This window comes from Micromonospora sp. LZ34, assembly GCF_052981855.1.
On sequence record NZ_JBRIQN010000026.1, the window covers coordinates 1 to 25332 of the forward strand.

Sequence of the window (25332 nt, forward strand, 5' to 3'; positions counted from 1 at the left end):
ATCGACAGGCGGCTGCGTCCACTTCGCACGCCCCCACCGCATCCCGCGAGGTCAGACCGCCAATGGCGGCTGCCGTACTTTCGACTGTTCGTGCACCGCGGTGATCTTCTCGGTGAGCACTTGGTCGACGCGCTCCCGCTGCGGCTGGCGGCCGCGGGCGTGCTGGTAGTAGGCGGACCGGGAGACTCCATCAGCTCGCACGAGCGCTTGGTGTTGTGCTTGCCGGCCTGCTCCGCCTCGATGAACGGGTACACGTTCACCGGGTCTCCTTCGCGAAGAAAGCCGTTGCCCGCTTGAGAATCTCGACATCCTCACGCAGCCGGCGGTTCTCCCGCCGTAGTTGCGCAAGCTGGGCCCGCTCCTCGCTGGTCAACCCGTCCGAGCGGGCGCCCGCGTCGAGTTCGGCCTGCTTAACCCACTCCCGCACCGCGGTCTCGGTCAGATCGAAATCCTTCGCGACCTGCCCGATCGTGCGATCGCCGCGCTGACACAACTCCACGATCTCGGCCTTGAACTCCGACGTGAACGACCGGCGAGGCCGAGGTCGCTTCTTACCCATGCTCTCCATGATGCTGGACATCCTCCCGGAGCCACCGGCTCCTGATCTCGGATGTCCGTCAAAGCGGGTCAGGCCCACCGGTGATGGCACGAACGATCGTCACGCACATCCTTGTCGGTGACGCAAGGAACTCCTACCACCAGTTGACGGCCCGGCCAGTCATCCACAAAACTGGTCGCGATAGTCCACTTGTTGATCCAGAAGCGGCACGCTGCTTGAGCAAGTCGCGTTCCCCAGCGCGAACGACAACGGCACGATTCTTCGAGGTCAGCCGGTGGGGGTGCGTTGCCTGGCTAGCTGGCCAGGCAACAGGATTAGAGGAGACGTTATGGACGAGTACGTCCTGGGACTGCTGCCAGCGGATGAGAGTCTCGATGACGAGGAGCTTGGCGACGACGTTGATGGCCCGGGTTACTCGCCGCTTGATCGCCCAATCGGAAGCCTGGCTTGGGGGGTGACTGCCTACGAAGCTAGTACACACGAGCCCTTAAGCCGGAGACTTGCCCATGAGGTTCCCGACATCGCAGCTGAAGAGGTCGGTGATGGGATTGGTGACGCATCCGATACTAACGGCGAGCCGATCGACGACCAGGTCGGATACTTGAGGGCAGGTCGGCTTGTCTGGGCTACCCAAGATGCTGGCGACCCGTCGTCGGATCTTCGGGCCGAGGACGTTGGCATCGACGGCGGGGGCGCTTCCGCGGAGGAGGCAGCGATTCATGTAGTCCCCGACGAGCCGTTCGGAGTGTAGGCGTCGGGTGTATGGGCTTGCTGATGCTCAGATGACACCATCCGGCTCCGACCGGTTTGTGAGCAAGCTCATTGGTCTGATGGGAGCTCTGCGGTGAAGCGGGCGGGCGGCGGCACGTTGGGCTGGCTCCCCTCGCATGGGAGGCTCGCGCGGTGAGCTCAGGTGTCCCACGTACGGTCAAGGCGGTCGACACGTCGGAATTGATCCGGCTCGACGCGGAGGCAATCGAGTGCGGGCTGAACCGCAATCACGGTGCCGGATGGCTGGTGGAATTCGCCGATCCCGAAGCGGTGCACTACCTGCGGCCGGTGTTGGTGCACCGGGCCGCGCATCAGCCTGAGTTTTCGCCGCACTGGCGGTGCATGCTGTTGTTGACGGTGCGAGACGGCCAGCAGGTCTTTTCCCTGCTGGATGTCATGCCCGCCTCGTTCGAGGATCTGCCCGAGACGCTAAACGCGGCCACGAAGGCCGAGATCACCCACCGGCTGGAGCATGGGGGCCTGCTGACGCAGGCGCAGTGGGCCGCCCTCAATCCCTGACCCAGGTGCTGGTTGGCCGTGATGTGCCGATCGGCCGATACTCGACGGGTGATCTATCCGGCAGCGGGCGACTGGGCACCGGCGGGCGACGACGTCGAGCCCGTCGACCTTGACTGGGAGCGGGGCGGCAACCTCAACCGCTGTCGGGAACCCGGGGATGTCGACGCGGCCTTCGACCGCGGGGACGAGCACGTCGGCGTCGCGCTGATCGCTCTGGTCTACAACAACCCCGACACGGACAAGGTCCTGCCCAGGGTTGCCCGGGGGTTGCGCTCGCCGGATCCGGAGACCCGCCGGCAGAGCCTGCTTGCCTTGATGCACACGGCCCGGCTCCACGGCCGGGTGGATGCCATCACCTTGGAGCTGCTCCACGGCCTGCTGCGCGACCGCACCCCGATTAGCGTCGGGAGCCGGTACGAGGTGCGGGGCACGGCGGCCCAGACTGTCGGTGACCTCCAGGCGTTCCTCCCGGCCGAGCTATTGCCCGCCTGGGTGAACCAGTTCACCGACTACTGACGGGTTCGAATGCCCACGGCCAGCAGGCCGGCCCAGGGGACCGACGGCCGGTGGCGTGGTCAGTGAGGGCGTCGAGCAGTTCGAGATGGTGGCGCTGGATGTGCCGCCGCGGGCGGACAGAGCCGCCGGATCGTCGCGGCGGCCGGTTTGGCCAGGGCGGCGCGTCCGCGGTCGGTGAGCTGAAGCCGGCCGCCAGCGAGTTCGGCCAGCCCGCCGGCCTGCACGAGCAGCGGCCACGCGAACGCCGCGATCGGCTCACCGGGGTAGAAAGTCGCCGCCGTCGAGCACCTCGGCGACCGCGGCGACGGTCGCGGCGGCCGGGCGGCGGGTCGTTTCGCTGCACTGCAGCCGACCGGCTGCCACGAGTTGCAGCACGGCGTGCAGGTTGGTCTGGGCCTGCGCGGCGGTCGACCGGGCCATCTCAGACATCGAGACCTGCCCGTTCGAGGCGTTCGAGCAGGCTGGGCTTACGCGCGTGCACCGTCCGAAGTTCGGCCAGCTGCTGTCGGAACGGCGTGGTGTCGCCGTCGCGTTCGCTGAGGTCGCGCAGGTCGACGAGGAGCTGTACGGCCGTGTCGTACTCGCGCGGCTTCTTCGTGTCGATGAGTTCGTTGACCCTCTGCCACGCGGCGGGCTGATCGACTGCGAGGGCGTCGAGGTGCCGTTGCCGGGCGGCCGCCGCGGACCGTTCCCGGCGGATCCGGTCCCGCTCGCGCTGTTCGGCAATCTGGCGTTCCCGTTCGGCGCGGAGGTGTGCGGCGGTGGCGAGTAGTTCGCCTGCGGTGCGTGGAGCAGTTGTGGTGGACGTGCCTGGATGGTGTTCGTCGCCGTACCGGCGCAGCAGCCGGCGGCGCAGGTGACCGTCACCATTGGCGACCAGGTCGGCGAGGATGGCGTCTTTCTCCCGGGCGGGCAGGCCGGTGATCCACGAGCGCAGTTGCGCGGCGGGCGGCTCGACGGCAGTCTGCGCCGAAGCGGCCGCCGCGGCCGCGATCAGATCAGGATCGACGCAGAGGAAATTGGCGACCGCGGTGAGCGGGGCGTCGAGCGTGCTCATCCCGGCCGGGACGGGCGGCTCGGGCTCGTCGTCGTCGAGTTCCAGCGACTGCGCGCAGCGCAGCCAGCCCAGGTACAGCAGGCGCAGGTCGCCTGCGGCGAGGCCGGCCCGGACCGGGATGATCGAGGCGAGCAGGCCGTGACCGTCGAGGTCCCACTCATCGGTGCCGTCCTCGTCCTCCCGACAAAGGTGAACGATGACGTGCCTGCCGGCGGTCCAGGCGGACGCACTGTCAGCCACGCTGTAGTTGGCGACGGTGGCGGGGTCGAGCACGTGCTTCGGCAATCGCAGCATGAGCTGGCGGGTGCCCCAGTTCGCCAGGTACAGGTGCGCGTCGAAGTACCGCTCCATCAGCTTGCGCGGGTCACCCTTGAAGTCGCCCCACTGGTAGGTGTTGACGAAGCTGGTGGCGGTGATGTCGGCCCGGGTGGACAGCGACCGCAGTTCGGCCTGTTCGCGAGTCGTGAGGGGCCGGTCGACGGCGGTGAACTCGTAGTACTGGTACTCACTCACTGTGGCTTCCGCCCCGCCCATTGCCGGTAGGCGTCGATCCAGTCGGTGCCGTCCGGTGCAGGTGTGGGCAGCGGCAGGTCGAGCAGGTCGATCTTCTGTTGGTGCCGGCCTCGGGTACAGACCGCGACGATAGTGTCGGCGGTCAGGTCGACCTTCCGCACGGTGACCTCCACGCCGAGGACGGTGGTGGTGAACGGCACCGCCAGACGAGTCTCGATCATGGTGAATAGGCCGGTGAGCTGTTCATCGTTGCCGTACGCGTCGATGATGGCCTCTTCGATCATCGCTTCGAGCGTTGCGTTGCGCTTCGATGCCACCGGCAGATGGTAGCGACCCCGTTTGGGGGGTTCGACGTCGATCCACGAGGATGGTCGGCGTGGGTTCGGTGGACGAGTTCGCCGGTCTTCGCCGGGAGGTGGAGCGGTTACGGGCGGAGAACGCCCGGCTGTCGCGCCTGCTGGAACTGCGTGGTCAGGACACGGCTCCGGCGCCGGAGCAGTCTTGTCCGCGGCGGTTGCGGCGCCGGGGCTGGTCACGATGGCCTCGCCGACGGGGGACAAGCTGGCGCTGTTCGCCGACCGGTTCCGGGCCCGGGTCGACGTGTATGCGGTGCGGTGGGAGAACACCCGCACCGGGGCCGGCGGGTGGATGCCCGCCGTCGCCGGCGGCTGGCGTAAGGGCATGGACCGGCGCGGCGCTACCTACCTGCCCCGCACGGCGGAAGTCGCCGCCGCCCATCTCGTCGGCGACGTGTTCATGGGGCTGTACCCCCTGCTGCCCGGCAACACATGCCACTTCGTCGTGGCCGACTTCGACGGAGCGACGGCGATGCTCGACGCCCTCGCCTACGTCAAGGCGGCGCGGGCCAGCGCTGTGCCGGCCGCGCTGGAGATTTCCCAGTCGGGCCGCGGCGCACACGTTTGGATCTTTTTCGCCGGCGCGGTCCCGGCGACGACGGCGCGGGCCGTCGGAACCGCCCTGCTGCACGAGGCGATGGTGCTACGCGGGTCGATGGACCTGCGGTCGTACGACCGGCTGTTCCCCAACCAGGACGTCCTACCGCGGAAGCTGACGATGCCCGCGACGAGGGCGAGACCGAGGTCCTGGCCAGCCACTGGCCGAGCCGGGTGTAGGGCGGCAACAGGCTGAGGGTATGGAGCGCGCCACGCTCAATTTCCCCATCAGCACCAGCAGCCCCAGCGCCCGACAGCGCCGCCAGCGGCGCTATCGGTGACTCCCGCCCTATCAGGGGGTATCCTGCGGGCATGGCCAACAGGAGCCCCAACACCGGCGCCCGCAGCGAGGAGATCCTCGCCGCCGCCGGCATCGTCGTCTCCGACGAGGGGAAGGCTCGCGCGCGCCGCCGCCTGGACGAGGCCCGGGAGCGGTGGACGGCGGAGCTCGACGCCCAGGCTCGCGAGCAGCTTGGCCTGCCGGCCCGCGCCGCGTGACCGAACCGGCCGTCCGGGTCGTCCTCGACGCCTCCGCGATCATCGCCTTCACCTGAGGGTCGATCGACGTCGGTGAGGTGATCGTCGAGGTCGCCGACGAAGAGAACTGCGTGTTCGGGCTGCCGGTACTGTGCGTGGCCGAAGCCGCCCGGGTGGTCGTCGACAGCGACCGCCTGCAGCTGCTCGTCAACCACCCGATCGCCGAGATCCTCTCGCCGCCGCCGGACAGCTGGGAGGCCCTCGCAGTCACCCTCGACACGATCGGCAGGGTCGACGCCGCCACTGCAGTGCTCGCCGCGATCGACCTCGGCTGCAGCGTGCTGACCGGCCAGCCCGGCCTGTACGGCGGCATCGCCGGCGGCGGCCCGGTCATCCCAATCTGATCCAGGTACTGCACGCCGCGGATCCGCCACCGCGACGGCGAGCCAGGCCAGTTGTGCACCGGTCAACCCGGCCTGCTCACCATCTCCGGCATCACGCAGGTCGTCGACGTCCAAGCTCGAGACCAACTCGGTGCTCCGGTCGAAGCCGGCAGCACCGATACCACGAGCCACATGCCCGCCCGTCAGCTCACAGCGGATCAGCGGGGATGACGGCGAACTCGACGCCTGGGCCGAGGGCTACACGGCTGACTGGGAGCCGGCCTGCTCGGATGTGGGCGAGTTTTCCGAGCAGGTCTGCCAGCACGCCGCACGGCTCGGCATTGGGTCATCGGGCTAACATGGCCACGATCATGGCGAAGCTGATGAGCAGCAAGACGATGACCGCGAACATGACCCGCGGCACCCACTGCCGCGAGCGTTGCGGCAGCTGCCACAGCTGCTGCGTCGGCTGGTTCCATACTGAGGCGGCCGCGTGGCGGCCAGGCCGACCCGTTGCTTCGGTCCGGATCGTTCGGTCTAACACCGGGATTGCCTCCGACCGGGCGTCTGGTGCGCTGTTCGGATGAGCGGGCTGGGCTCGTGTGTCCCGCTTCGGGTATGAGGCCGGGCACCCCGACCTTCCGTCACTGGAAAGGCGCTATTCCGGTCGTCGGCGTAACCTCTTGGGAGGGGGATAGGCCCGATCGCTGCACTCCGATCCCGTGACCTTGACAAGCCTGGGCCGTCACGTTCTGCGACGGTTCCGTATGGGATGTCGGGTGGCCTACCTAATTTCTGCGGGCCCGTCGTCCCGGCCTGAGGGGCGAGACGGGACTCTGTGCCATCTGCGATCGTTCCTGCTGTCCGGTTACATCGACTGAAGGTGGTAGCAGCGCCAGCTGTCGGCGTCGCCGTTGAGTTTTGCGCGTATGCGTCGGCGCCGTATCGGTGATGGCAAGCGGTGTCCATGCGACGATCCGCGCGGTGACACCAGGAATCGGTGACATTCCGAACGGCCGTCGGAACGCGCACCGGCTGAGCTGGCCTGCGAGGCGTGCCGATCGCAGTAGCCCTGCCACCATCACGGTCAGTTCTGCGGCACGTCGGGGCCGAGCAGCACCGGCTGGGCGATGGCTCCAGACGCCGGCGACGAACTCTGGCACGGATCCAGTAGGAGTCGGGTCGGTGTGCGCGCCGGCACGGGCGTCGGAGACGGTGATCCGGATACCTCGGGATGGGTCGATCGAGATACCGGGCTCGCGGCCGGGCCCAATCCGGTTAGTCCGATCGGATCGGAAAATCCGGTAGCGGGGAGGGAGGGGATTGCCGAGCCTGTGGTGGCCGCCTGCTGGCCTTGTTCGGCGCCGGCAGGCACCGGTCCCGGTGAGAAAACACCACGGGATGCGGGCGCGCCGATCGGTCGACCGGCGCGCCCTCGCCGGCGTGTGTGATCGGGAAGTCGACGCCGTCGAGCGGGACTTTCGAGGTCGCGCCGGGCGGAGGCAGGCTGGGCGTGTTCCTGCTCGGGTGTTGAGTCCACCTCCGCCCGCACCCGCGGCGGTCACTGACAGTCGCGTTGAGTTATCAGGCATCGAGGGACGAATCGGCGCTTACGGGCTGTGGCGAATTGACGACATGGCGTAGAGATGTGCGTTAATTCGGAAAGAGAGGTTTTGCCCACGGTAGACCGACACTAGACTGTTCACCCATGTCGTACAGCAATTACGACCCTGACGACCAACAAGACCGGTTCCACACCAAACCAACGGCACCCCAGACCCCACCCACTCAGCGGATCGCATACGTGGACGTACACCGCGGCGACGGCCTGACGCCGTACGCCCCATCTGCGGCGCACTACCCCCAGTCTCCGACGCCGTACAGCCCGCCCGCGGCGCAGTACCCCCAGACCCAGACGCCGTACACCCCGCCCGCGGCGTACAACCCCCAGCCCCCGGCGCCGTACACGCCACCTGCTTATACGCCGCCGCCCTACGCGACCCCGCCGGCGCCACGACAACGGGGTCAGACAGATACCGCTACCATCGTCGCCCGCATCGTGGTCGGCGTGACCGGCAGTGTGGCTTTCATCTTCGCCTTGCACATATTCTTCTCGTTGGCCAAGGCCAACCAAGACAACGGCTTTGTGCAATTCGTATACGTGGTGGCCAAAGTGCTCGTACTAGGGTTCGGTGACGTATTCACGCCGAACGACGCCAAAATAGGGTTCGTTCTCAACTATGGACTCGCCGCGCTGGTGTACCTGGTCATTGGCAGGCTGATCGCCCGGGCGCTCCGACAGTAGTCATCCACGGCATCCCGCTTCACGGGCCACTACGCCTTCGAAGCAGTGACTCCTGCACCGTCCTCTCGAGAGGCAGGACTGAGTGACGAAGGTGTAACTCCTGGTCAAGGGCAGCACCTGACGTTTGAAAGCGACGACCGCCGAGGATGCTGCTGCGGTGGCGAAGAAGAGACCGGAACGACCGGCGGAGGTTGTCGACGCAGGCCTGGTCGCCCCAGTTGGTGGAGCAGGCCCGCGCCGCCGGGCTGCAGATCCATGGCGAGATTACGGACGGCTTGGGTGGCCCAGGGCGGTGATGGGATACGCGCTGGGCGCCCAGCGGTCTGAGGCCGACGGCACATCGCGCACGTCCGGCTCGACGTGTCGCGAGGTGCCGCAACTGACGGGTGACTAAGCTCGGCGGTCGTACTCGATCCACAACCAGGTCTGATCAATCGTTGCAGGGGGCACGCCGTTCTCGTCAACTGGCACCAGCAGGGAGCGGCCATCCACCGGTCCTCCGAGACACGGAACGTCGGTCTTCGCCCACATGCTCTGATCATCGGCCGCGACCTGGCCGTGCCGGGCGTGTTCCACCAATACGAGCGCGCGCCGGCCGCCGGCCTGCTCCCGTGGTCGCCGTGACCGGGCACGCTGCTGATCCTCGCCTCGCGTCACACAGGTGGGATGATCCAGGTCCGTGTGTGGTTGGTTAGCATGCCCGGCGATGATGTTTCTTCGCTCTCTGCGGCTGCGCCGCGCCGCCCGTAGGCATTTCGGCTGGCAGAAGCTGCGCCACACCCAGATGCGCGCGATGCGCACGCTACTGGCCGGCCGCGACGCACTGGTCGTGCTGCCCACCGGGGGCGGGAAGTCTGCTGTGTATCAGGTCTCCGGCATGCTACTGCGGGGCCCCACGGTGGTGATCTCACCGCTGCTGGCATTGCAGCAGGACCAGGTCGGCAACCTCAACGGGCGGGGCGATCCGGCGTTGCGGGCGGTTAGGATCAGCTCAGCGGAGAGCCCGAGCAAGCAGGCGGCGGCGCTGGCCGAGTTGCGCTCGGGTGCCGCGAAGTTCCTGTTCATTACGCCGGAGCAGCTCAGCTCGCCGGAGCGGCTGGCCGAGGTCCACGCGCTGCGTCCGGCGCTGGTGGCGGTTGACGAGGCGCACTGCATCTCGTCGTGGGGCCACGATTTCCGCCCTGACTACCTCTCTCTCGGTCACCTCATCCGCGGCCTGGGCCGCCCGCCGGTGGTGGCGCTGACCGCCACGGCCTCGCCGCCGGTGCGCGAGGACATCACCGCGCGGCTCGGCATGCACAAGCCGCGGCTGGTCCTGTCCGGGCTGGACCGTCCGAACCTTTTCGTCGCCGCCGCGCATTGTCCCAGCGAGGACTACCGCTGGCGGAGGCTGCTCACCCTGCTCAGGGAGGCCGACCCGCCCGGCATCCTGTACGTGCCGACCCGGCGTGCCTCCGAGGACCTCGCGCAACGGCTGTCCGACGCGGGTTTCCCCGCGCAGGCATACCACGGCGGCATGGCGGCCGGGGTGCGCCGCCGTCGTCACGAGGATTTCCTGGCCGACCGGGTGCCGATCATGGTTGCCACCTCGGCGTTCGGCATGGGCATCGACAAGCGGAACATTCGTTGGGTGGCACACGTGGCGTTGCCCGACTCACCGGACAGCTACCTCCAGGAGATCGGGCGGGCAGGGCGCGACAGTGAGCCGGCACAGGCGTTGCTGCTGCACCGAGCCGAGGACGTCGCCCTGCAACGCTTCTTCAACGGCGGCGCGCCCGACCTGGGAGAGTTGCGAGCCGTCGCAGCCGCCCTGCATCGAGGCCCGCTCACCCGCACCGCTCTGGCAAAGGTCACCGGCCTGAGCCAGCGCAAGGTCGTCAGCCACCTCAGTCTGCTTGAGCAGGTCGGTGCGGTAGCGACGGGGCCCAAGGGTGAGCTCAGCGTCGCTCGGTATGCGCCCCTGCCCGACCAAGCGGCCCGGGAGGCGCTGGCCGAGTACGGCCGCTACCAGGCCGGGCAGCGTTCACGTACCGACATGATGCGGCGCTTCGCCGAGAGCCCGGGCTGCCGGATGCAGGCGCTGCTGGGCTACTTCGGAGAGCAGTTGAGCCGCCCCTGCGGGCACTGCGACAACTGCCACGGCGGCACCTCCGAGATCCTCCCGGAAGACGGGCCGTACCCACTGCACAGCATCGTGCGGCATCCCAAGTGGGGATCAGGCATGGTCCTCGGCTACGAAAAGGACCGCATGACCGTGCTGTTCGACGACGTCGGCTACAAGACCCTGTCAGTCTCCGTCGTGCAAGCGCAAGGCCTGCTGGCACTCAACATGGACCGCCGCTAACCAGCTAACCCCTTCGCCCGCCGCGGCGATGCCGCAGCCATCAGTCTGGCGTGTCCTGAGTGGTGGGGCGGCGCGTGCGCCGGTCGAATCAGCTCCCTTGGCTGATCGCGACGGCCGGCCCCGCACCGATTGTCATGATCGTTATCTCGCTGGAACTGGCGTGCCACGTCCCGCTTGCAGGGCCGCCTACGGGCGGCCGGACTTGACGGTCAGGGCGTTGAGTACACCGGTGACATCGAGAACCCGGTGAACCTGGGGGCTGGCGTTGACCAGCGAAAGGTGTCCTCCGGTTGTCGCCGCCGCGTTCCGCGCGGTGATCAATGCGCTGATGACGCTCGAGTCGATGAAGGTCACCGCGGCCGCGTCAACCTCAACAACGTCAGCGTTATCGACCGCCGCGTGCAGGAGGTCCTCTAGCCGCGGGGCGCCGTTCATGTCGATCTCGCCGGACAACACAACCGTTCTGCGGTCGCCTTCGGCGTGGATCTGGTGCTGCCAGGTCAGCTCCGGATTCATTCCTGCTCACCCTCCATCGCGGACGCGTCAACCATACCGTCCGCCCTGGCGGCAGCGGACTGCTGCGCGGCGGCGGCCGTCTGGGTCAGGCAGAGGCTCACTGTGGGCGGTGACCCCGTCCGGCCTGCGGGTCAGCATCAGAGCTCGGCGGTGGAGTCGACGACGCGCTCCACCAGCGTTACGCCGGTGGGCGAGTTCTCGGCCCGGTCCCAGCGGATCGTGATTTGCCAGCGCGTGCGCCACACTACGAGGGCAAACTACTCGTACAGACCTTCGATCGGGGCCGGAAAGCTACTCTGCGCGGCACGGTGGTCAGCGGTAGCACCGCCAGGCGTATGGATCGCCAGGATCCGATGTTCGTGCGTAGGCGTCCGAACCGTACGTGTCGCGGCAGGCGACGTTCATGTCAACGGTGGACGCAGAGAGAAGCCTCGTACATTGCCAACTGCCGTCGTTGCGGGGCTCCGCGGAGCTCCCGGCGACATGCCGATCGCAGTATCCCTGGACCATGTTCGCCACCCCGCCGTTGCTCGATGGCCCGAGCAGGAGCGGACTCGCGCTTCGGGTTTGAGTCGGCGTGGCCACGGCGCGTGTCGGGGGCGGCGCGGCGGGGCGGGTGACCGACGGTGCGGCGCTAGGCGAACGGGTGACCTCCGGTGTGGTCCTAGTTGTGGCGGAGGAGCTGCGCGGGGTCGCGGAACTCGGCGTCGCCGTCGGCATCTCCGGGAGGGCAATCGGCTCCTCAGACGCGTCCGGCGGGATGGTGGCCGTCACCAGCGGCGGCGCGCCTTCCGGCGGCCCGCCCGACCCCCAGGTAAACGCCAGAACGCAGACCAGCGCCCCCACCGCGAGCCCGCCGACCGCGATCAGCCAGCGCCGCCGACCGGCCGGCCGCGGGCGGGCATCAAGCTCCAGGTTGTGCAGCACTCGGGTCGGAGCGTCTTCGACCGCCTCGGGGTACTGCGGGGCGGACCCGCCGTAGCGGTACTCGTTGCAGCCGGCGTCATCGTCGTGCGGGTAATGCTCCTCGTGGGCGTAGCCCACCTCCGGTACGACGTAGGTCTCCTGCAGTCCGGAATGCGCGTCCTCGCGCACCGGACCGGCATCGATCGGTCCGGACGGCGCCTGGGCCCGCCGTTCCTCCCAGGAGGCCTGCTCGTGCTCGTCGCCCCGGTAGGTCTGGTCGGGCTCGTAGCCCGCCGGTGCGGGGTCGGCCACCGGGTCGGACCCCCGGTACGCGTAGTCGTGCTGGCCGTAGGCCCCGTCGTGCTGCTCGTACTCCTCGTACTGCTGGTCCGCCCGGTGTCTTGCGTGCCGCGCTTCGTGCTCCTGGTTCGTGTCCTCGGGCTGGTACGACACGTCTTCGCGCGACTGCGGCGCGGCGGCCTCCGGCCACTCGTCGTACGTGTCCGAGTCGCTTCCTGCCGGCCGCGACAGGTGAGCGATCCAACTGTCAATTTCACTTGGGTCGTCGTGTACTTGGGCAGCCCCATCGGCGGGGCGAGCGGTCGATTTCTCGGCCACGGTCGCCGGCCTCCTCTGAACGCACAGGTGCGGACAGCTAGCTGACCTTACACACCATCAGCCAAGAGTCCACCCAGCTCCGGCGAACAGACAACAGACCCCCGCTGTCGGCCGCGCCTTGCTGGATCAAGTTGCCAGGTCCGAATGATCGTCGAGTCGGACCGCACGCTGCCGTGAGCTGGCCGACATTCATGCGCGCCTTGCAGTGGAAGAAAAGCAGATCCGACGCCGTCAGCAGCGCGGATAGACAACCGTCTGCTCGACCCGAGCTGCCTGGTTGCCTGGTGCTGGCCGGCTGCTCATCGCGCGGAAGGCCCCGTTCTGGGGGGAACAAGGCCTTCCTGAGCGCCGTACGGGCCGGGCCCGAGAACCGCAGCTCAGGCCCCCGGGTTGTTGTGCCAGCAGTCCCAAGCCCGACGCTCAGGACCCCATTCCTCCAAGCTGTCAGCGACGCCGGTCGTTTCCTCGGTGCCGATGGCGCGTTGACCAGCTTGGGGGACCGTCCACCATGAGGAACTCCTGATGGTTCGTTCAATGACCCCAATGCCGGCCGTCGCGTCACCGCCCCCCGTGTAGCGGCGCGCAGGGTTGGAGCAGTGAGGCCCCGTGCTGGGACGTCTGCTGGATGGCCGCTACCAGGCCGAGGAGCTGCTGGGCAGCGGCGGCATGGGTGAGGTGTGGCGCGGTCGCGACCTGCGCCTGGACCGCCCGGTGGCGATAAAGGTGCTCGCCGCGGCGGGCCTGAAGGAGCCGATGGCCGCGGAACGCTTCGACCGCGAGGCCCGTGCGGCGGCCGGGCTGACCCATCCGCACATCGTCGCCGTCTACGACTTCGGCGCCGAGGACAACGACTCCTACCTGATCATGGAACTGGTGGAGGGGCGGACCGTGTCCGCCCTGATCGCCGACGGCCCGCTCACCGTCCTGCAGGCGTTGTCGATTGCCGTACAGACCTGCGACGGGATCGCCGCCGCGCACGCGGCCGGGGTGGTGCACCGTGACGTGAAGCCGGGCAACCTGATCGTCACCGCCACCGGCACAGTGAAGATCTGCGACTTCGGCATCGCCCGCCTTCCTTGGACGGAGGGGGAGAAGACCCTCACCGAGCCGGCGACCAAGCTCGGCACCAGCTCGTACATGTCTCCCGAGCAGGCTCTCGGCCAGCCGGTGGACCACCGCACCGACCTGTACGGGCTGGGCTGCACCCTCTACGCCATGCTCGCCGGCGGTCCGCCGTTCGTCGGCGAGCAGCTCAGCGTGCTGCATCAGCACGTCAACGAGCCACCCCCGCCGCTGGGCGAGCGCCGGCCCGACGTACCCGCCGAGCTGGACGCCCTGGCCGCCGAACTGCTGGCCAAGGATCCCGCCGACCGGCCGGGCGACGCGGCCGACGTCCGGGACCGCCTCGCAGCCCTGCTGCCCCGGGCCGGCACTCCGGTTCCCCTCGTGCCGGTCACGCCAGCTGCCCCGAGCCGGTTGGGACGACCCACGCCGGTGATCGCTCTTCCGCCCAGGCCGGACGCAGTCGGCCCGGCACGCCCCAGGCCGGGCTACCGCCCGGCCCGGCGTCGCCGCGAAGCGCTGCTGGCGGCGGCCCTGCTCGGCGTCGCGCTGCTCGCCCTGACCGGCTTCACGCTGCTCGACCGCGACCACACCTCGGTCGCGGGACCGACCACGCCGCCGGCATCGGCCCCCACCGTCGTGGCGCCCCGCGTGCCGGCTGTGCCGGTCACCGTCGCGCCCGCCACGCCGACGCTGCGCACCGTCGCGTCCGCCACCCGCACCCCGGCCAGTCCGACACCGAGCCCTCGGGCCACCTCCCGAAGGCCGAGCCCCACCCCACCCGCTGACCCGATCGCCGGCATGCGCCAGTCGATCCGGGAGCAGGTGGAAGCCGGCCGGTTGAACCCGGATGCCGCAAAGGACCTGCACACCAAGGTGGACGCGATCGCGAAAGAGATCGCCGAGAGCGACACCGACCGTGCCGAGGACCAGCTCAAGAAGCTGCGCGAGAAGCTCAGCGACCTGCGACGCGACGGCAAACTCACCGCCGACGGCTACGACTCCCTGACCGCCGACGCCGACCGGATCGCCGCCGATCTACGGTAAAACAGCGACAACCCGGGGTTTTCCGGGCTGTCGCTGCTGTCGCCAGTCCCGCATTTCGCGGCTGGGGGCCGGTCACAGGGTGACGACGGCGTCCTCGGCGAGGGTGAACAGGCCGGCGTCGAACGTGATCGACTTCAGCTTCGTACCCTTCGGCACGTCGAAGTAGACGTTCGCCTTCACCGAGTTGCCAGGGTTGATCTCGTCGAGGAAACCCTGCCCGTCGGTGTTGCCGTAGATCCCGGCCTCGCCGTCGGCCTCGTACTCCCGGCCGGTGGCGTCCTGGGCGGTGAGGGTGCCGTCGGCGTGGAAGGTGTGCGCGCTCTTCGTGACGTTCTTGACGGTCACGTTGACCTTGCAGAAGGTGCCCTGCGCCTTGGTGTTCAGGAACTGGCTGCCCACCTGGGAGATCCCGCACTTCACGCCGTTGACGGTGAACTCGAAGTCACCGCCGCGCACCTTGTCGCCGACGCCAAAGGTCTTCGGCTTGGCCGGGGCCGGCGCCGCGGTCGTCTTCGCCGGCTCCGGCTTGGCCGGCGTGGGGGCCGACGTGCTCGGGGCGACGGCCGCGGGGGCGGAGGTGCTGGGGCTGGCAGCGGGGATGTCGCTGCTGGCGGACACATCGGTCTTCTTGTCGTCGCCGCTGACCAGGCCGATCACCATCGAGCCGCCGCAGCACAGCACCACGAACGCGCCGACGCCGATGAGGGTGGGGATCAGCCAGGGCCGCTTGCGGGCGGCGGGCGCCGGCGCGCCGGGCGGCGGCGGGATCTGGCCGGGCTGCTGAGGGAACTGCCCGGGCGTCGGCGGCGGGAACTGGCCGGCGGGCACCTGCGGGAACTGGGCGGTGGGCGGCATCGGCTGCTGGCCGGCCGGCGGCTGGTTCTGCGCAGGGTCGTGGGGGGTGGTCATTGAGTGGTGTTCTCCCAGGTCTTGATTCGCGCTGCCCCGTTAGTTGAGCGCAATACTTTCCACTCTGACACATTTTCCCTCAGGCAACGGTCCCCCGGCTGGCCTGACCCACACGCCCGGTCAGCTCGAGAAACACCCGATCTTGGTGACCCGGCCGTCAGCCGTTGAGCCACCAACTTGTTCACGCTCCGGCCGCGGCGTCCCAGAACGGGTCGGCCCTGTTGCTGGATCTCGCGGAACAGTTGGGTGGCGTTGCGTTCGTCGTCGTTCCAGCGTTGGTGCAGGTAGCCGGTGAACCGGTCGACCAGGTGTGAGCGTTGCTCGGTGACGGCGGTCAGGTCCTCGAGGCTGCGGGCGTTGACGAACTTGCGCACCGTGGCCTGGTGCAGCCCCAGCTTGCAGCCGATCGCCGCCCTGAGCTGCCAGTTCCTGCACGGCGGTCTAGTGTTCACGCAACCGGGTCACGATCTTTTTCTCCGGTAGCGGCCGCACCACCTCAGGCGTGTCCTCGGGTGGCGGCGGTGCTGGCGGGGCGAGCCGGGCGCGATGGGCGTTGACTGTCTTCTCCACCGCTTGGCCCAGGTTCTGCCAGAGGTGGAACCGGTCGGCGACCTGCACCGCGTGCGGGGCGCCCTGCCGGGCGCCTTCGCCATAGCCGCCGGCCCGGTCGCGGCAGATGATCTCCACCTCGGGATGCTGCGCAAGCCAGCCGGCGAGGCTGTCACCGTCACGGCCATCGAAGACCTCGACCGGGCGGTGCGTGATCCTGTCGATCAGGATGGTGCCGTAGTGGCGTCCGCGCCGGAACGCGAAGTCGTCAACACCCAGGACCATCACCGCGGCCCCCGCCGGATCGGGCAGGCCTTTTACCAGCCGCAACAGGGTGTCACGGCCCACGGTCACACCGACAGCGGCAGCCAGCCGGGCGCCGGCACGCCCAGCAAGCGCCAGCCCGATCCGGGTGAGCAGCTCCCGCAGCCCCGAGGTGAGACGGGCATGCGGAGCGGTCAAGCCATCGACCTGCTCGACGAAGGTCACCAAAGGACAACCACGGTTGTCGCAGCGGAACCGTCGCACCCGCACCTGAAGCAGCACCGCTACCCCGGCAACCGTGACGTCGCGCAATCGCCGCAGATAACGGCCATGAACACGGCTCGACGGCTGCCGGCATTCACCGCACCGTGCCGTCGCCGATCGGACCCGGGCGCAGAGCACGACGGCCTGCTGACGCTGCTCAACGCTATCGATCAGCAGACCGGACAGATGAGGCAGCAACTGCTCCACAAGCGAACACGCCAGACATGATCAACGGGTGCCGCCTCGAATGGATGCGACCGTCCACATCACAAGATCAGCGACAGAACCGTGACCCGTGACGGGAAGGTCGCGAACCGGCCGATCTACATGTCCTTGGCGGTCCCCGTCGAGGACACTCGCGACATCCTCGGGCGATGGGCCGGCGACGGCGGCGAGGGCGCGAAGTTTCATAGAGCCATTTTCATCCTGCGTAGCGGTTCGCTTCAACGTGGTGCAGGACGAGGATTGGCCTGCACGACCGAAGTTTCGCGGCGTGGGCAGCTGCGTAGCTTGGTATCGCGCTGCCGCCGCACTACGCCGACCCGCGGGACGCGCTGCGTTGGGCCGGCGACACCACGTACCGGGCCGAGCGGGTGGGCCGGCACGGGCAGCGGCTCTACGCCTCGGAGGCCCAGCTGAGCCACTCGGGATCGTGACCCCAGCCGTTGCGCTCGTAAAAGGGCACCGCCCGGGTGCTGGAGTGCACCGTCACGTGCTCCAGCTCCAGGCGACGGGCCTCGTTCAGCACGGCCGACATCAGCAGCGCGCCGACCCGGCGGTCGCGCAGCTCGGGGACGACGAAGACGGACTGCACGTCGCCGCCGCGCCGGGCGTACTTATTCGCTGTGGGCACACGGTCGAGTACTGCCAGCCAGGCCATCCCGATCACCTCGCCGGCGGCCTCGGCCACGAACGCCCGGTGCTCGGGGTGGCTGCGCATCCAGTCGCCGAGCGTCGCGACGAACTCGTCCAGGTTGTCGCCCTGGTAGCCGCGCTCCTGGATGGCCCGCCGCCAGCGCAGACCGGCCAGGGCGGGCGCATCCGCGTCGGAGGCCCGGCGCACCGTGACATCAGTATCGATCACGCGATGATCATAAAACCACTTTCATCCTGCGTAGCGGTTCGCTTCGACGTGGTGCAGGACGAGGATGGCCAGCACGATCGCGGTGGCGCGGCGTGGGCAGCACCGCAGTTTGGCCAGGATTTTCCAGGTCTTGAGCGTGGCGATGGCTCGTTCGCCGCGAGCACGGATTTTCGCGTGAGCGCGGTTGACCGCCTTCTGTCGGCGTGACAGCTTCGGTCGGAAGCGGCGCCGCTTGAACGGTGTGCGCACGCTGCCGTGGGCGCCCTGGTAGCCCTTGTCGGCGAAGGTCATGACGTCCGTGCTGGTCAGGGCGTCGATGATGCCGTGGATGCGGGCGGCGGTGAGGTCGTGAGCGGAGCCTGGCAGTGCTGGTGAGGCCCACACGAGCCGGCCGGCGGCATCGGCGATGACCTGCACGTTCACGCCATGCCTCTTGTGCTTGCCAGAGTAGTACGGCCTCTGCTCTGCCACCCGGTCGATCGGAATCAGCGTGCCGTCCAGGATCGCGTACGCCAGGTGCCGGAGGCGCCGCATGGCCGTGGCCAGGTCGTTGGCGGCCGCGGCGAGCAGGACGATTGCTTCCTGCACATAGCGCCAGGCGGTGGCGACGCCGACGGCGAATCCGGCGGCGAGGCGGGTGTAGGTGTCACCGTTGCGCAGGTGGGCCAGGGCCAGTAGCGCCTGTCGGCCCGGCGTAAGACGCCGCGACCGAGATCGATGCTGGTTGCGGTGGGCACGGATGCGCTCGGCGAGATGGTTCAGGGTGCGGCTGGACAGCGGGATTGTGGAGGGGTAAGACAGCACAGGCGAGGCTCCCGGTCGGGGCATCGGATCTTGGTCGACTGCTGTCTTACCTGGAGCCTCGCCCTCATCGATTGCCGGGCTCGCCGCACCCACCCTGAACTGCAAGATCAGCTTGGAAAAGGCTCATAGTAAGTCCCGGATGTGGGGCTGCTCCTTTGGGAGAGTGGGCTGATCTTTTCCGCAGGAGGTTTGATGTGGCGAGTTTCGCCGGCGGCGTCGCGCAGGCCGGCTATATGGGCCGTGTTCGTGATCTGCCGCCGCAGCGGTGTTTGGTCATCCCTGTCGACGTTGGCAAACGCACCGCGATGGCGTTCGCCGATCACTACGGCCAGATTGTCGAGGGACCGTTCGAGTTCGATCTGACCGTCTCCGGCGCGCTGATGGCCACCGTCGCCGCGGTGCGGCAACGAGTGAAGGCTGAAAGCGTGCGTATAGGTGTCGAAGCAGCCGGGCATTATCACCAGGCTCTCGCGACGGCGTTGCGCCGCCAGGGATTCGTATGCCGCAACCTCCGGATGCTGCCGCGAATGTGCGAACCGCAGACGTGGCGGGTGCCCCTTCGTGTCCGGTCCTGAGATCGGCCAAACCGCCAGCAGGCATCCCGGCGACGGTTACCCGATCTCTGCCGGCCTGGCTGTTTCGTCGTGGTCACCGTGGCCGTTGCTGGTATCCGGGGTGGACGCCTGGTGTGAGACATTGTTGTGCGGCGATGGCTTCGAGTAGCGCGGCGAGCTGCGCCCGCTGGGTGTCGTCGAGCGCGGCGCAGATGTCGTCTTCATGCGCGGAGCCAAGCCCGCGCATCTCGGTCATCACGTGTGTACCTTCAGTGGTGAGATGCAACGCGTAGTTGCGGCGGTCCCGCGGGTTTCGCCGTCGTTCGATGAGCCCTTTGCGCTCGAGGTTGTCGACCAATGCGACGACCCGGCTCGGCACGACCCCGGCTCCTCGGCCAAGGACTGCTGACTGCGCCGCGGTTGGGTGGCGATCATGCGCAGGAGTCCGACATCGGCGGGGATCACCCCGACTGCGCTGATCCGTTCGGCGAACCGCGCTGCGGCGTGCGCACCCACTCGCGCGAGGAGGAAGGCAGCTGTGGACGTGTTCAGCGAGGGCGGTGGTCGCCCGCCGCATTATCCGGACCTGGCCGGCAAGGTCGCATTGGTGACCGGCGGCTCACGAGGAATTGGAGCGGCGACCTGCCGGGCCTTGGCGGCAAACGGCGTCAAGGTCGCGGTGAATGGCCGTGACCGGGCGGCGATTGATGCAGTCGTCACAAAGATCGCCGCGGAGGGTGGTGCGGCGGTGGCGGCACCTGGTGATGTCACCGATGAGGCCGCGGTGCAGAGCATGCGGGACACGGTCGAGCACGCGTGGGGGCCGGTGGAAATCCTCGCGGCGTTCGCCGGCGGTCAGGGCGTCCCTGTGCCCACCACCGAGCTCGGACTTGAGCGGTGGCGTGCGGTCGTTGAGTCTGACCTGACGTCGGTGCATCTGACGGTGACCGCGTTCCTGCCCGCCATGATCGAGCGGGGTGGCGGGGCGATTGTCACCATGTCCTCCACGGCAGGCCGCCAGCCGGGCGGCTCGAACGCCGCATACGCAGCGGCGAAGGCTGGCGTGGTGATGTACAGCAAGCACCTGGCGTCCGAGGTCGGCAGGCATGGCATTCGCGTCAACTGCCTGGCCCCCTCCGCGGTGCTCAACGAGCGTATGCAGCGGTTCATGTCCGCCGAGCAGCTCGACGAGCTGGCCGGGGCATTCCCGCTAGGCCGCATCGGGCAGCCCGATGACATCGCGCAGGCTGTGCTGTATCTCGCCTCGAACGCATCGTCCTGGGTCACCGGGGTCACCCTCGACCTGACCGGCGGACGGGTGATCGTGTGACAACCTCTGAGCGCACCCACGACAGGCCAACGGTGGGCCACCGCTGCGGATTCTCGCCGTGGTGTTCACGACGCTGTTCGTCGGCGGGATCGCCATCAGCACCGTCATGTCGGGCGGCGACACCTTCCCGTCACCGTTCGGTTCCTCGGCGGAGATTCTGGCCTATTTCCACGACCACCAGGACGCCGTGCGCGTAAGCGCGTTCCTGCAGTTCGCCGCCTCGGTCCCGATGGCCATCTATGCCGCCACCGCTTCAGCCCGCCTGCGCAATCTCGGCATCCGGGTACCCGGCGCCACCATCGCCCTGGTCGGCGGCGTGCTGGCTGGGGCCATGCTGGGCCTGTCCGGCCTGTTCACCTGGGTGCTGTCACGTCCGGAGGTGCTCGACGAGCCGGCTGTTGTCCGGGCGCTGCAGGACCTCGCCTTCGCTACCGGCGGCACCGGGCACGTCGTCTTCCTGGGCCTGCTCCTGGCGGGTATCGCCGTGCCAGGCCTGCTGGCCGGACTGCTGCCACGCCGACTGGCGCTTATCGGCCTGGTCATCGCCTCCGTCGCCGAACTGTCCACCCTCACCCTGCTGCTCTCCGACGCGGCAATCCTGCTGCCCATAGCCCGGTTCACCGCTTTGGCCTGGCTCATCGCCACCGGCTTTGTGCTGCCCCGTACCCGGGCCAACATGACTGCCACCAACACATGATCCACCGACACCCACGAACGGTCCACGGCGGAATAAAGCGAGATTGCCGACAGTAGGGACAAAGCCATATGGACACGGCAATGACCGCGACAGCAAGACCAACTCCAGCCACACTTGTCGATCTCGGTGTTCTCGTGCCGACCGGTCGGCGGCCTCTGGGCGCAATCGCGCGGTGCGCCGCTCAGGTAGGCGTACGGCTCCGTCCGCTGCACCCCGCCGTCGAGTTGACAGCGCTATAGCTAGCCGTTATCTAATGACGATCTACACGAAGGGTGTGCCTGGGTGCAGGACGTGGTGCTGGCCATGCTGGCGAAGGAGCCGGCGCACGGGTACGAGCTGCGCAGCCGGATGCGTGCCGCGCTCGGCCCGCTGGGCGAGGCGATGAACGCCGGGCAGATCTACGTGACGCTGGCCCGCCTGGGCAAGGCCGGCCTGGTGACCTCGCAGCGGGCCGAGGGCCTGCCTGACCGGCCCGAACGCCGTGTGTACGCGTTGACCCCGGAGGGGCAGCAGCGGGTCGCCGCCTGGCTGACCGAAGTGAACTGGCCGAAGCCGGACCTCGCGGAGTTTCATCTCAAGCTGGTGGCTGCCGCGGCCGCCCGGCTGGCCGATCCGGTGGCCCTCGTTGACGCGCAGCGGCGTGAGGTGCTGCGCCGGCTGCGCGACGCCCAGCGGGCCGCGTTGGACCGGTCGGTGGATCCGGTTGCCGGGCTGCTGCTGGAGGGTGTCGTGCTGCGGCTGCGGGCCGACCTGGATTGGCTGGAGGCGTGTGAGCGCATGTGGACTGGGCTTGATCGGACCGGACGGAAGGCGGGGGCGTGACCGGATCGACGGTGTTGCAGGCGCGTGGGCTGAGCATGCTGTACGGCGACAAGCACGCGCTGGTCCGCGCGGTCGACGAGGTCGATCTGGACGTGCCGGCCGGGCAGTCGCTGGCGGTGATGGGGCCTAGCGGCTGCGGCAAGTCCACCCTGCTGTACCTGCTCGGCGGGCTGCAACGCCCGACCGGCGGGCAGGTGTGGCTGGCCGGGCACCGGATCGACACGATGAGCGAACGGGCCCTCGCCCGGCTGCGCCGCGACCGGATCGGGTTCGTCTTCCAGTCCTTTCACCTCATGGACGAGCTCACCGCGGTGGAGAACGTCGAGCTGGCCGCGCTGCTGGCCGGCCAGTCGCCGGGGCGGGCCCGCAAGCGGGCGATGTACCTGCTGGACCGGGTTGGGCTGGCGGACCGCGCTGCGCACCTGCCCTCGGCGCTGTCCGGTGGGCAGCGCCAGCGGGTTGCCATCGCCCGCGCGTTGAGCAACGAGCCGCTGGTCGTGCTGGCCGACGAACCCACCGGCAACCTGGACAGCGCCGCCACCCTGGAGGTGCTGCGGCTGTTCGAGGAACTGCGCACCGCGGGACAGACCCTCGTGGTGGTCACCCACGACGCTCGCATCGCCGCGGTCGCCGACCGGGTGATCGCCATGCGCGACGGCGCGTTCGCCGACGACAACCGACTTGCCAGCACCGCCACCGGCACCGTCTACGACGGGCGGCGCTGACATGTCCGGCCGCCTCCTGCTCGTCTGCCGGCTGCTGATGCGGGACCTGCGCCGCCGCCGAACCGAAACCGTCCTGCTCCTGGCCGCCATCACCGCCGCCACCGCCACGCTGACCCTCGGCCTCACCCTCAACGAAATCGCCGACCGGCCGTACCAGCAGACCCGGACCGGCACCGCCGGCCCGGACGTGATCGTGACACCCCGGGCCACCGGCCAGGCCGCGTTGGACGAGCTCGCATCGCTGACCACCGCGGCCGGCGTCACCGATCACAGCGGCCCCTTCCCGGTCGCCTACCTGACGATGACGGCCCGCGAAGTCCGCGCACGCCGTTGTTGAGGGCCGGGACACCACACCCGTATCGATCGACCGGCCCGCCGTGACCGACGGCACCTGGGTACGCCCCGGCGGCGTGGTCGTCGAGCGCGCCTTCGCCGACGCCCTCGGCATCCGCACCGGCGACACGGTCAACATCGACGGCCATCCGCTGCGCGTGATCGGGACTGCGGTCACCGCCGCGAGAGCGACGTATCCGTACGCCGGATGGCACTACCCGGGCAGCATCTTGGTCGAGCGCGGCGGCCTGGTCTGGGTCGACCGCAGCGACATCGCCACGCTCGCGGGCAGCCAGCCACTGTCGTACACCCTCAACCTCAAACTCGCCGACCCGGCGGCCAGCACCACGTACGTCGTCGGCGACCAACTCACCACCTGGCAGGAGATCGGCTACATCAACGGTCGGCTGTACAGCGACGCGCAGATCGCGCTGCTCGTCGGCAGCTGGCTGCTCAGCGGCCTTGCGCTGGCCGGCGTCGCCGGCATCGTCGCGGGCCGGATCATCGGCCAGCGCCGCCGGGTGGGGCTGCTCAAGGCCGTCGGCGCCGGACCGGCCCTGATCGCCGCCGTCCACCTCGCCGAGTACCTCGTGATCGGGCTTGCCGCCGCCGCCACGGGCCTGGCCGCGGGCTGGTTCGCCGCACCCGTGCTGATCCGCCCCAGCGCCGGACTCATCGGCTCCGTCAACGCCCAGCCACCCGCGCTGCGCACGGTGATCGCCGTCACGGCCCTCGCCCTCACCATCGCTGTGGCAGCGACTCTGGTACCGGTGGTGCGCGCCGTCGCCACCAGCACCGTCCACACTCTGGCCGACGCTGCAACGCCACCGAGGCGCCGGCGGTGGCGTATCTGGCTGTCGCGGCAGCTGCCCACCGCCCTGCTGATCGGGGTGCGCATCAACGCCCGCCGGCCGCGCCGCGCCCGGCTGGTCACAGTGAACACCCTGATCACCACGACCGCACTCGTCGCCATACTCATGGTCAACACCCAAGTGGTGCACTTCGACCTCGGCTACACGGAGCTCGCCAATCCCCGGGTGGAACGGGGCGAGCAGGCCACCCTCGTGCTCACCGTCATGCTGTGCATTCTTGCGCTCATCAACGCCGTCGTGAGCGCCTGGACCGCGGTCCTCGACGCCCGGCAGCCGCTGGCCGTCGCGCGGACGCTCGGCGCCACGCCCGCGCAGGCCGGCGTGGGCCTGGCGCTAGCGCAACTGCTTCCCGCCATACCCGGCGTCGCCGCGGGGATCCCGGCCGGCATCGGGCTCCTTGCGTCCCTCAGCACCGGCGAGGTCCAGTACCCCCCCGATTCCTGGCTGCTCGCCACCGCACTCGGAGTCCTGCTCGCCATCGCCGCACTCACCGCCATCCCCGCGATGGTTGCCACACGGCGCCCGGTCGCGGACACACTTCAGTCCGCACCGACCTGACAGCCGTCAACGGCCGTAGTGCCGCTCGCGGCCCTACAGCCGAACGGAACCGCAGAGCAAAACGCCAGTTGCTCAATTGCAAGAGCTTGCGCACGGATCTGCGACCACCCGTGCGCGATGCCCGGCCGGGCCATCACCCCTCGTGGATGCGGCCAGGCGGCTTCAGTCCGGATCCTCGCATCGGACACCGACGCCTTCTATCTCCCCGCTGCGGACGAGTTCTCGTATCGCTGTGGTCATGGTCGACACGCCCGGCAATGCGATGCCTTGTAGTTTCTGGTGGTCCCGCGGCCGGCATGCCGTCGGCTGCCGGTCAGCCGAACGACGTGGAACGGTGGATTCTGGAACTGGGTCACGTTGGCGTTGTCTCCGACGTCCGCGGAGGCTGTGGTGGAGGTCGGGTCGTGCCGCGCGGCTCATCGATGCCGAGAGCGTCACCGACGTATTGTCGCGTTCGTCCGCTATGCCCGGGGAACTGCCTCGACGTACACCGGAGTCGAATGTCTTCGAAAAGATCTGGGCGTGCTTGTCGATTGGGGGTGGTCCTTTTCGTAGCTCTGGTAAGAGCCCGGCACCGAGCCGGTCCCTACACCTACTGGAGGGCACGATGACCACCACTGTGAACACGACCCGCGCCACCACTTCGTCCATCGGTGCGCTGATCCGGACCGGTGTCGTCGCCGCGGTTGCCGCGAGCGCCGCCACCATGACCGTCGCCGCCGCCGGCCACGCGGCAGGGATCAGCCTCGATATGGGCGGCGCCCCGATTCCGGTCGCGGGGTTCGGCGTGCTGACCGCTGCTTTTTCGCTGATCGGCGTGGTCATCGCCGCGCTGCTGTCCCGTTTCGCCCGGCGTCCGCGGCGCACGTTCGTCCGCACGACGGTGGTGCTGACCGTCCTGTCGCTGGTGCCGGACGTGATCGCCGACGCCGGGGCGGCCACCAAGGCACTGCTGATGCTCACCCACCTGGTCGCGGCCGCGATCGTGATCCCCGCTGTCGCGCGCCGCCTGGCCGCCTGA

The 25332-nt window shown here is 68.9% G+C and carries 30 protein-coding genes; 17 read left to right on the plus strand and 13 right to left on the minus strand.

Going from position 1 to position 25332, the window contains the following annotated elements; translation table 11 throughout:
- Window positions 1-51: 51 nt before the first annotated feature.
- Together ACVCAH_RS24380 and ACVCAH_RS24385 are read right to left on the minus strand one after the other, a co-directional pair.
- Window positions 52-201 carry a hypothetical protein gene (locus ACVCAH_RS24380; RefSeq protein WP_447138519.1) on the minus strand — a complete coding sequence of 50 codons (150 nt, stop codon included), beginning with the start codon at window positions 199-201 and terminating at the stop codon, window positions 52-54.
- Window positions 202-256: 55 nt separating this feature from the next.
- Window positions 257-559 carry a transposase gene (locus ACVCAH_RS24385; protein ID WP_447138520.1) on the minus strand — a complete coding sequence of 101 codons (303 nt, stop codon included), beginning with the start codon at window positions 557-559 and terminating at the stop codon, window positions 257-259.
- Between the two features lie 328 nt (window positions 560-887).
- Between ACVCAH_RS24385 and ACVCAH_RS24390 the strand changes: the two genes are divergently transcribed.
- The 3 genes from ACVCAH_RS24390 to ACVCAH_RS24400 all read left to right on the plus strand — a co-directional run bounded on the left by ACVCAH_RS24390 (window position 888) and on the right by ACVCAH_RS24400 (window position 2365).
- On the plus strand, window positions 888-1310 hold the full coding sequence (locus ACVCAH_RS24390; protein WP_447138521.1) for a DUF5709 domain-containing protein: 423 nt from the start codon (window positions 888-890) through the stop codon (window positions 1308-1310).
- 152 nt (window positions 1311-1462) lie between these two features.
- A complete protein-coding gene (locus ACVCAH_RS24395) occupies window positions 1463-1849 on the plus strand; it encodes a hypothetical protein (protein WP_447138522.1) in 387 nt (128 codons plus the stop codon).
- Window positions 1850-1897: 48 nt separating this feature from the next.
- Window positions 1898-2365, plus strand: coding sequence for a hypothetical protein (locus ACVCAH_RS24400; protein ID WP_447138523.1), 468 nt, complete (start codon window positions 1898-1900; stop codon window positions 2363-2365).
- Between the two features lie 255 nt (window positions 2366-2620).
- Here the strand turns inward: ACVCAH_RS24400 and ACVCAH_RS24405 are convergent, their stop codons facing one another.
- The 3 genes from ACVCAH_RS24405 to ACVCAH_RS24415 are packed head-to-tail and all read right to left on the minus strand — an operon-like array spanning window position 2621 to window position 4252.
- A complete protein-coding gene (locus ACVCAH_RS24405) occupies window positions 2621-2794 on the minus strand; it encodes a hypothetical protein (RefSeq protein WP_447138524.1) in 174 nt (57 codons plus the stop codon).
- Complete coding sequence (locus ACVCAH_RS24410) at window positions 2787-3935, minus strand: hypothetical protein (RefSeq protein ID WP_447138525.1); 1149 nt, start codon at window positions 3933-3935, stop codon at window positions 2787-2789. Before ACVCAH_RS24410 ends, ACVCAH_RS24405 begins: the two co-directional genes overlap by 8 nt.
- The gene (locus tag ACVCAH_RS24415) at window positions 3932-4252 is read right to left on the minus strand and encodes a hypothetical protein (RefSeq protein ID WP_447138526.1); all 321 of its coding nucleotides are present in this window, start codon (window positions 4250-4252) and stop codon (window positions 3932-3934) included. Before ACVCAH_RS24415 ends, ACVCAH_RS24410 begins: the two co-directional genes overlap by 4 nt.
- A gap of 184 nt (window positions 4253-4436) precedes the next feature.
- On the opposite strand from ACVCAH_RS24415, the gene ACVCAH_RS24420 reads away from it, so the two are divergent.
- The 5 genes from ACVCAH_RS24420 (at window position 4437) to ACVCAH_RS24440 (ending at window position 10397) form a co-directional block, all read left to right on the plus strand.
- On the plus strand, window positions 4437-5084 hold the full coding sequence (locus ACVCAH_RS24420) for a TOTE conflict system archaeo-eukaryotic primase domain-containing protein (protein WP_447138527.1): 648 nt from the start codon (window positions 4437-4439) through the stop codon (window positions 5082-5084).
- Between the two features lie 116 nt (window positions 5085-5200).
- Complete coding sequence (locus tag ACVCAH_RS24425) at window positions 5201-5386, plus strand: hypothetical protein (RefSeq protein WP_447138528.1); 186 nt, start codon at window positions 5201-5203, stop codon at window positions 5384-5386.
- A 77-nt stretch (window positions 5387-5463) separates the two neighbouring features.
- Complete coding sequence (locus ACVCAH_RS24430; RefSeq protein WP_447138529.1) at window positions 5464-5769, plus strand: hypothetical protein; 306 nt, start codon at window positions 5464-5466, stop codon at window positions 5767-5769.
- Between the two features lie 1687 nt (window positions 5770-7456).
- Window positions 7457-8053 carry a hypothetical protein gene (locus ACVCAH_RS24435; protein WP_447138530.1) on the plus strand — a complete coding sequence of 199 codons (597 nt, stop codon included), beginning with the start codon at window positions 7457-7459 and terminating at the stop codon, window positions 8051-8053.
- A gap of 706 nt (window positions 8054-8759) precedes the next feature.
- Window positions 8760-10397: a RecQ family ATP-dependent DNA helicase gene (locus tag ACVCAH_RS24440; RefSeq protein ID WP_447138531.1), complete on the plus strand. Its 1638-nt coding sequence runs from the start codon at window positions 8760-8762 to the stop codon at window positions 10395-10397.
- 186 nt (window positions 10398-10583) lie between these two features.
- On the opposite strand, the gene ACVCAH_RS24445 is transcribed toward ACVCAH_RS24440, so the two are convergent.
- A complete protein-coding gene (locus tag ACVCAH_RS24445; RefSeq protein ID WP_447138532.1) occupies window positions 10584-10913 on the minus strand; it encodes an STAS domain-containing protein in 330 nt (109 codons plus the stop codon).
- 312 nt (window positions 10914-11225) lie between these two features.
- Window positions 11226-12437, minus strand: a complete 1212-nt coding sequence (locus ACVCAH_RS24450) for a hypothetical protein (protein WP_447138533.1) — start codon at window positions 12435-12437, stop codon at window positions 11226-11228.
- 606 nt (window positions 12438-13043) lie between these two features.
- Between ACVCAH_RS24450 and ACVCAH_RS24455 the strand changes: the two genes are divergently transcribed.
- A complete protein-coding gene (locus ACVCAH_RS24455) occupies window positions 13044-14546 on the plus strand; it encodes a protein kinase domain-containing protein (RefSeq protein WP_447138534.1) in 1503 nt (500 codons plus the stop codon).
- A gap of 72 nt (window positions 14547-14618) precedes the next feature.
- Here ACVCAH_RS24455 and ACVCAH_RS24460 read toward each other — a convergent pair whose 3' ends face one another.
- From ACVCAH_RS24460 to ACVCAH_RS24480, 5 genes are all read right to left on the minus strand, one after another.
- On the minus strand, window positions 14619-15455 hold the full coding sequence (locus tag ACVCAH_RS24460) for a DUF4352 domain-containing protein (protein WP_447138535.1): 837 nt from the start codon (window positions 15453-15455) through the stop codon (window positions 14619-14621).
- Window positions 15452-15829 carry a hypothetical protein gene (locus ACVCAH_RS24465; protein WP_447138536.1) on the minus strand — a complete coding sequence of 126 codons (378 nt, stop codon included), beginning with the start codon at window positions 15827-15829 and terminating at the stop codon, window positions 15452-15454. The genes ACVCAH_RS24460 and ACVCAH_RS24465 overlap by 4 nt, the downstream gene beginning before the upstream one ends.
- 67 nt (window positions 15830-15896) lie before the next feature.
- Entirely contained in the window at window positions 15897-16739 is an 843-nt protein-coding gene (locus ACVCAH_RS24470; RefSeq protein WP_447138537.1) for an ISL3 family transposase, read from the minus strand.
- A gap of 409 nt (window positions 16740-17148) precedes the next feature.
- Window positions 17149-17616 carry a GNAT family N-acetyltransferase gene (locus ACVCAH_RS24475; protein WP_447138538.1) on the minus strand — a complete coding sequence of 156 codons (468 nt, stop codon included), beginning with the start codon at window positions 17614-17616 and terminating at the stop codon, window positions 17149-17151.
- Window positions 17617-17637: 21 nt separating this feature from the next.
- Entirely contained in the window at window positions 17638-18420 is a 783-nt protein-coding gene (locus ACVCAH_RS24480) for a transposase family protein (RefSeq protein ID WP_447138539.1), read from the minus strand.
- 194 nt (window positions 18421-18614) lie between these two features.
- On the opposite strand from ACVCAH_RS24480, the gene ACVCAH_RS24485 reads away from it, so the two are divergent.
- On the plus strand, window positions 18615-18995 hold the full coding sequence (locus ACVCAH_RS24485) for a hypothetical protein (protein WP_447138540.1): 381 nt from the start codon (window positions 18615-18617) through the stop codon (window positions 18993-18995).
- A 73-nt stretch (window positions 18996-19068) separates the two neighbouring features.
- On the opposite strand, the gene ACVCAH_RS24490 is transcribed toward ACVCAH_RS24485, so the two are convergent.
- Window positions 19069-19551: a MarR family transcriptional regulator gene (locus ACVCAH_RS24490; RefSeq protein WP_447138541.1), complete on the minus strand. Its 483-nt coding sequence runs from the start codon at window positions 19549-19551 to the stop codon at window positions 19069-19071.
- Here ACVCAH_RS24490 and ACVCAH_RS24495 point away from each other — a divergent pair.
- From ACVCAH_RS24495 to ACVCAH_RS24525, 7 genes are all read left to right on the plus strand, one after another.
- Window positions 19513-20304: an SDR family NAD(P)-dependent oxidoreductase gene (locus ACVCAH_RS24495; protein WP_447138542.1), complete on the plus strand. Its 792-nt coding sequence runs from the start codon at window positions 19513-19515 to the stop codon at window positions 20302-20304. The genes ACVCAH_RS24490 and ACVCAH_RS24495 overlap by 39 nt on opposite strands.
- A gap of 61 nt (window positions 20305-20365) precedes the next feature.
- Window positions 20366-21001 carry a hypothetical protein gene (locus tag ACVCAH_RS24500; RefSeq protein WP_447138543.1) on the plus strand — a complete coding sequence of 212 codons (636 nt, stop codon included), beginning with the start codon at window positions 20366-20368 and terminating at the stop codon, window positions 20999-21001.
- Between the two features lie 282 nt (window positions 21002-21283).
- Window positions 21284-21823, plus strand: coding sequence for a PadR family transcriptional regulator (locus ACVCAH_RS24505; protein ID WP_447138544.1), 540 nt, complete (start codon window positions 21284-21286; stop codon window positions 21821-21823).
- The gene (locus tag ACVCAH_RS24510; RefSeq protein ID WP_447138545.1) at window positions 21820-22548 is read left to right on the plus strand and encodes an ABC transporter ATP-binding protein; all 729 of its coding nucleotides are present in this window, start codon (window positions 21820-21822) and stop codon (window positions 22546-22548) included. Before ACVCAH_RS24505 ends, ACVCAH_RS24510 begins: the two co-directional genes overlap by 4 nt.
- Before the next feature lies 1 nt (window position 22549).
- The gene (locus ACVCAH_RS24515; protein ID WP_447138546.1) at window positions 22550-22885 is read left to right on the plus strand and encodes a hypothetical protein; all 336 of its coding nucleotides are present in this window, start codon (window positions 22550-22552) and stop codon (window positions 22883-22885) included.
- 40 nt (window positions 22886-22925) lie between these two features.
- Window positions 22926-24311 carry an FtsX-like permease family protein gene (locus ACVCAH_RS24520; protein ID WP_447138547.1) on the plus strand — a complete coding sequence of 462 codons (1386 nt, stop codon included), beginning with the start codon at window positions 22926-22928 and terminating at the stop codon, window positions 24309-24311.
- Between the two features lie 607 nt (window positions 24312-24918).
- Entirely contained in the window at window positions 24919-25332 is a 414-nt protein-coding gene (locus ACVCAH_RS24525; protein WP_447138548.1) for a DUF6069 family protein, read from the plus strand.

Coding starts and splice junctions, on each gene's coding strand:
- ACVCAH_RS24490 (WP_447138541.1), bottom strand. CDS start 19,551: ATGCGGCGGGCGACCACCGCCCTCGCTGAACACGTCCACAGCTGCCTT.
- ACVCAH_RS24425 (WP_447138528.1), top strand. CDS start 5,201: ATGGCCAACAGGAGCCCCAACACCGGCGCCCGCAGCGAGGAGATCCTC.
- ACVCAH_RS24385 (WP_447138520.1), bottom strand. CDS start 559: ATGGGTAAGAAGCGACCTCGGCCTCGCCGGTCGTTCACGTCGGAGTTC.
- ACVCAH_RS24390 (WP_447138521.1), top strand. CDS start 888: ATGGACGAGTACGTCCTGGGACTGCTGCCAGCGGATGAGAGTCTCGAT.
- ACVCAH_RS24445 (WP_447138532.1), bottom strand. CDS start 10,913: ATGAATCCGGAGCTGACCTGGCAGCACCAGATCCACGCCGAAGGCGAC.
- ACVCAH_RS24435 (WP_447138530.1), top strand. CDS start 7,457: ATGTCGTACAGCAATTACGACCCTGACGACCAACAAGACCGGTTCCAC.
- ACVCAH_RS24515 (WP_447138546.1), top strand. CDS start 22,550: ATGTCCGGCCGCCTCCTGCTCGTCTGCCGGCTGCTGATGCGGGACCTG.
- ACVCAH_RS24525 (WP_447138548.1), top strand. CDS start 24,919: ATGACCACCACTGTGAACACGACCCGCGCCACCACTTCGTCCATCGGT.
- ACVCAH_RS24405 (WP_447138524.1), bottom strand. CDS start 2,794: ATGTCTGAGATGGCCCGGTCGACCGCCGCGCAGGCCCAGACCAACCTG.
- ACVCAH_RS24460 (WP_447138535.1), bottom strand. CDS start 15,455: ATGACCACCCCCCACGACCCTGCGCAGAACCAGCCGCCGGCCGGCCAG.
- ACVCAH_RS24440 (WP_447138531.1), top strand. CDS start 8,760: ATGATGTTTCTTCGCTCTCTGCGGCTGCGCCGCGCCGCCCGTAGGCAT.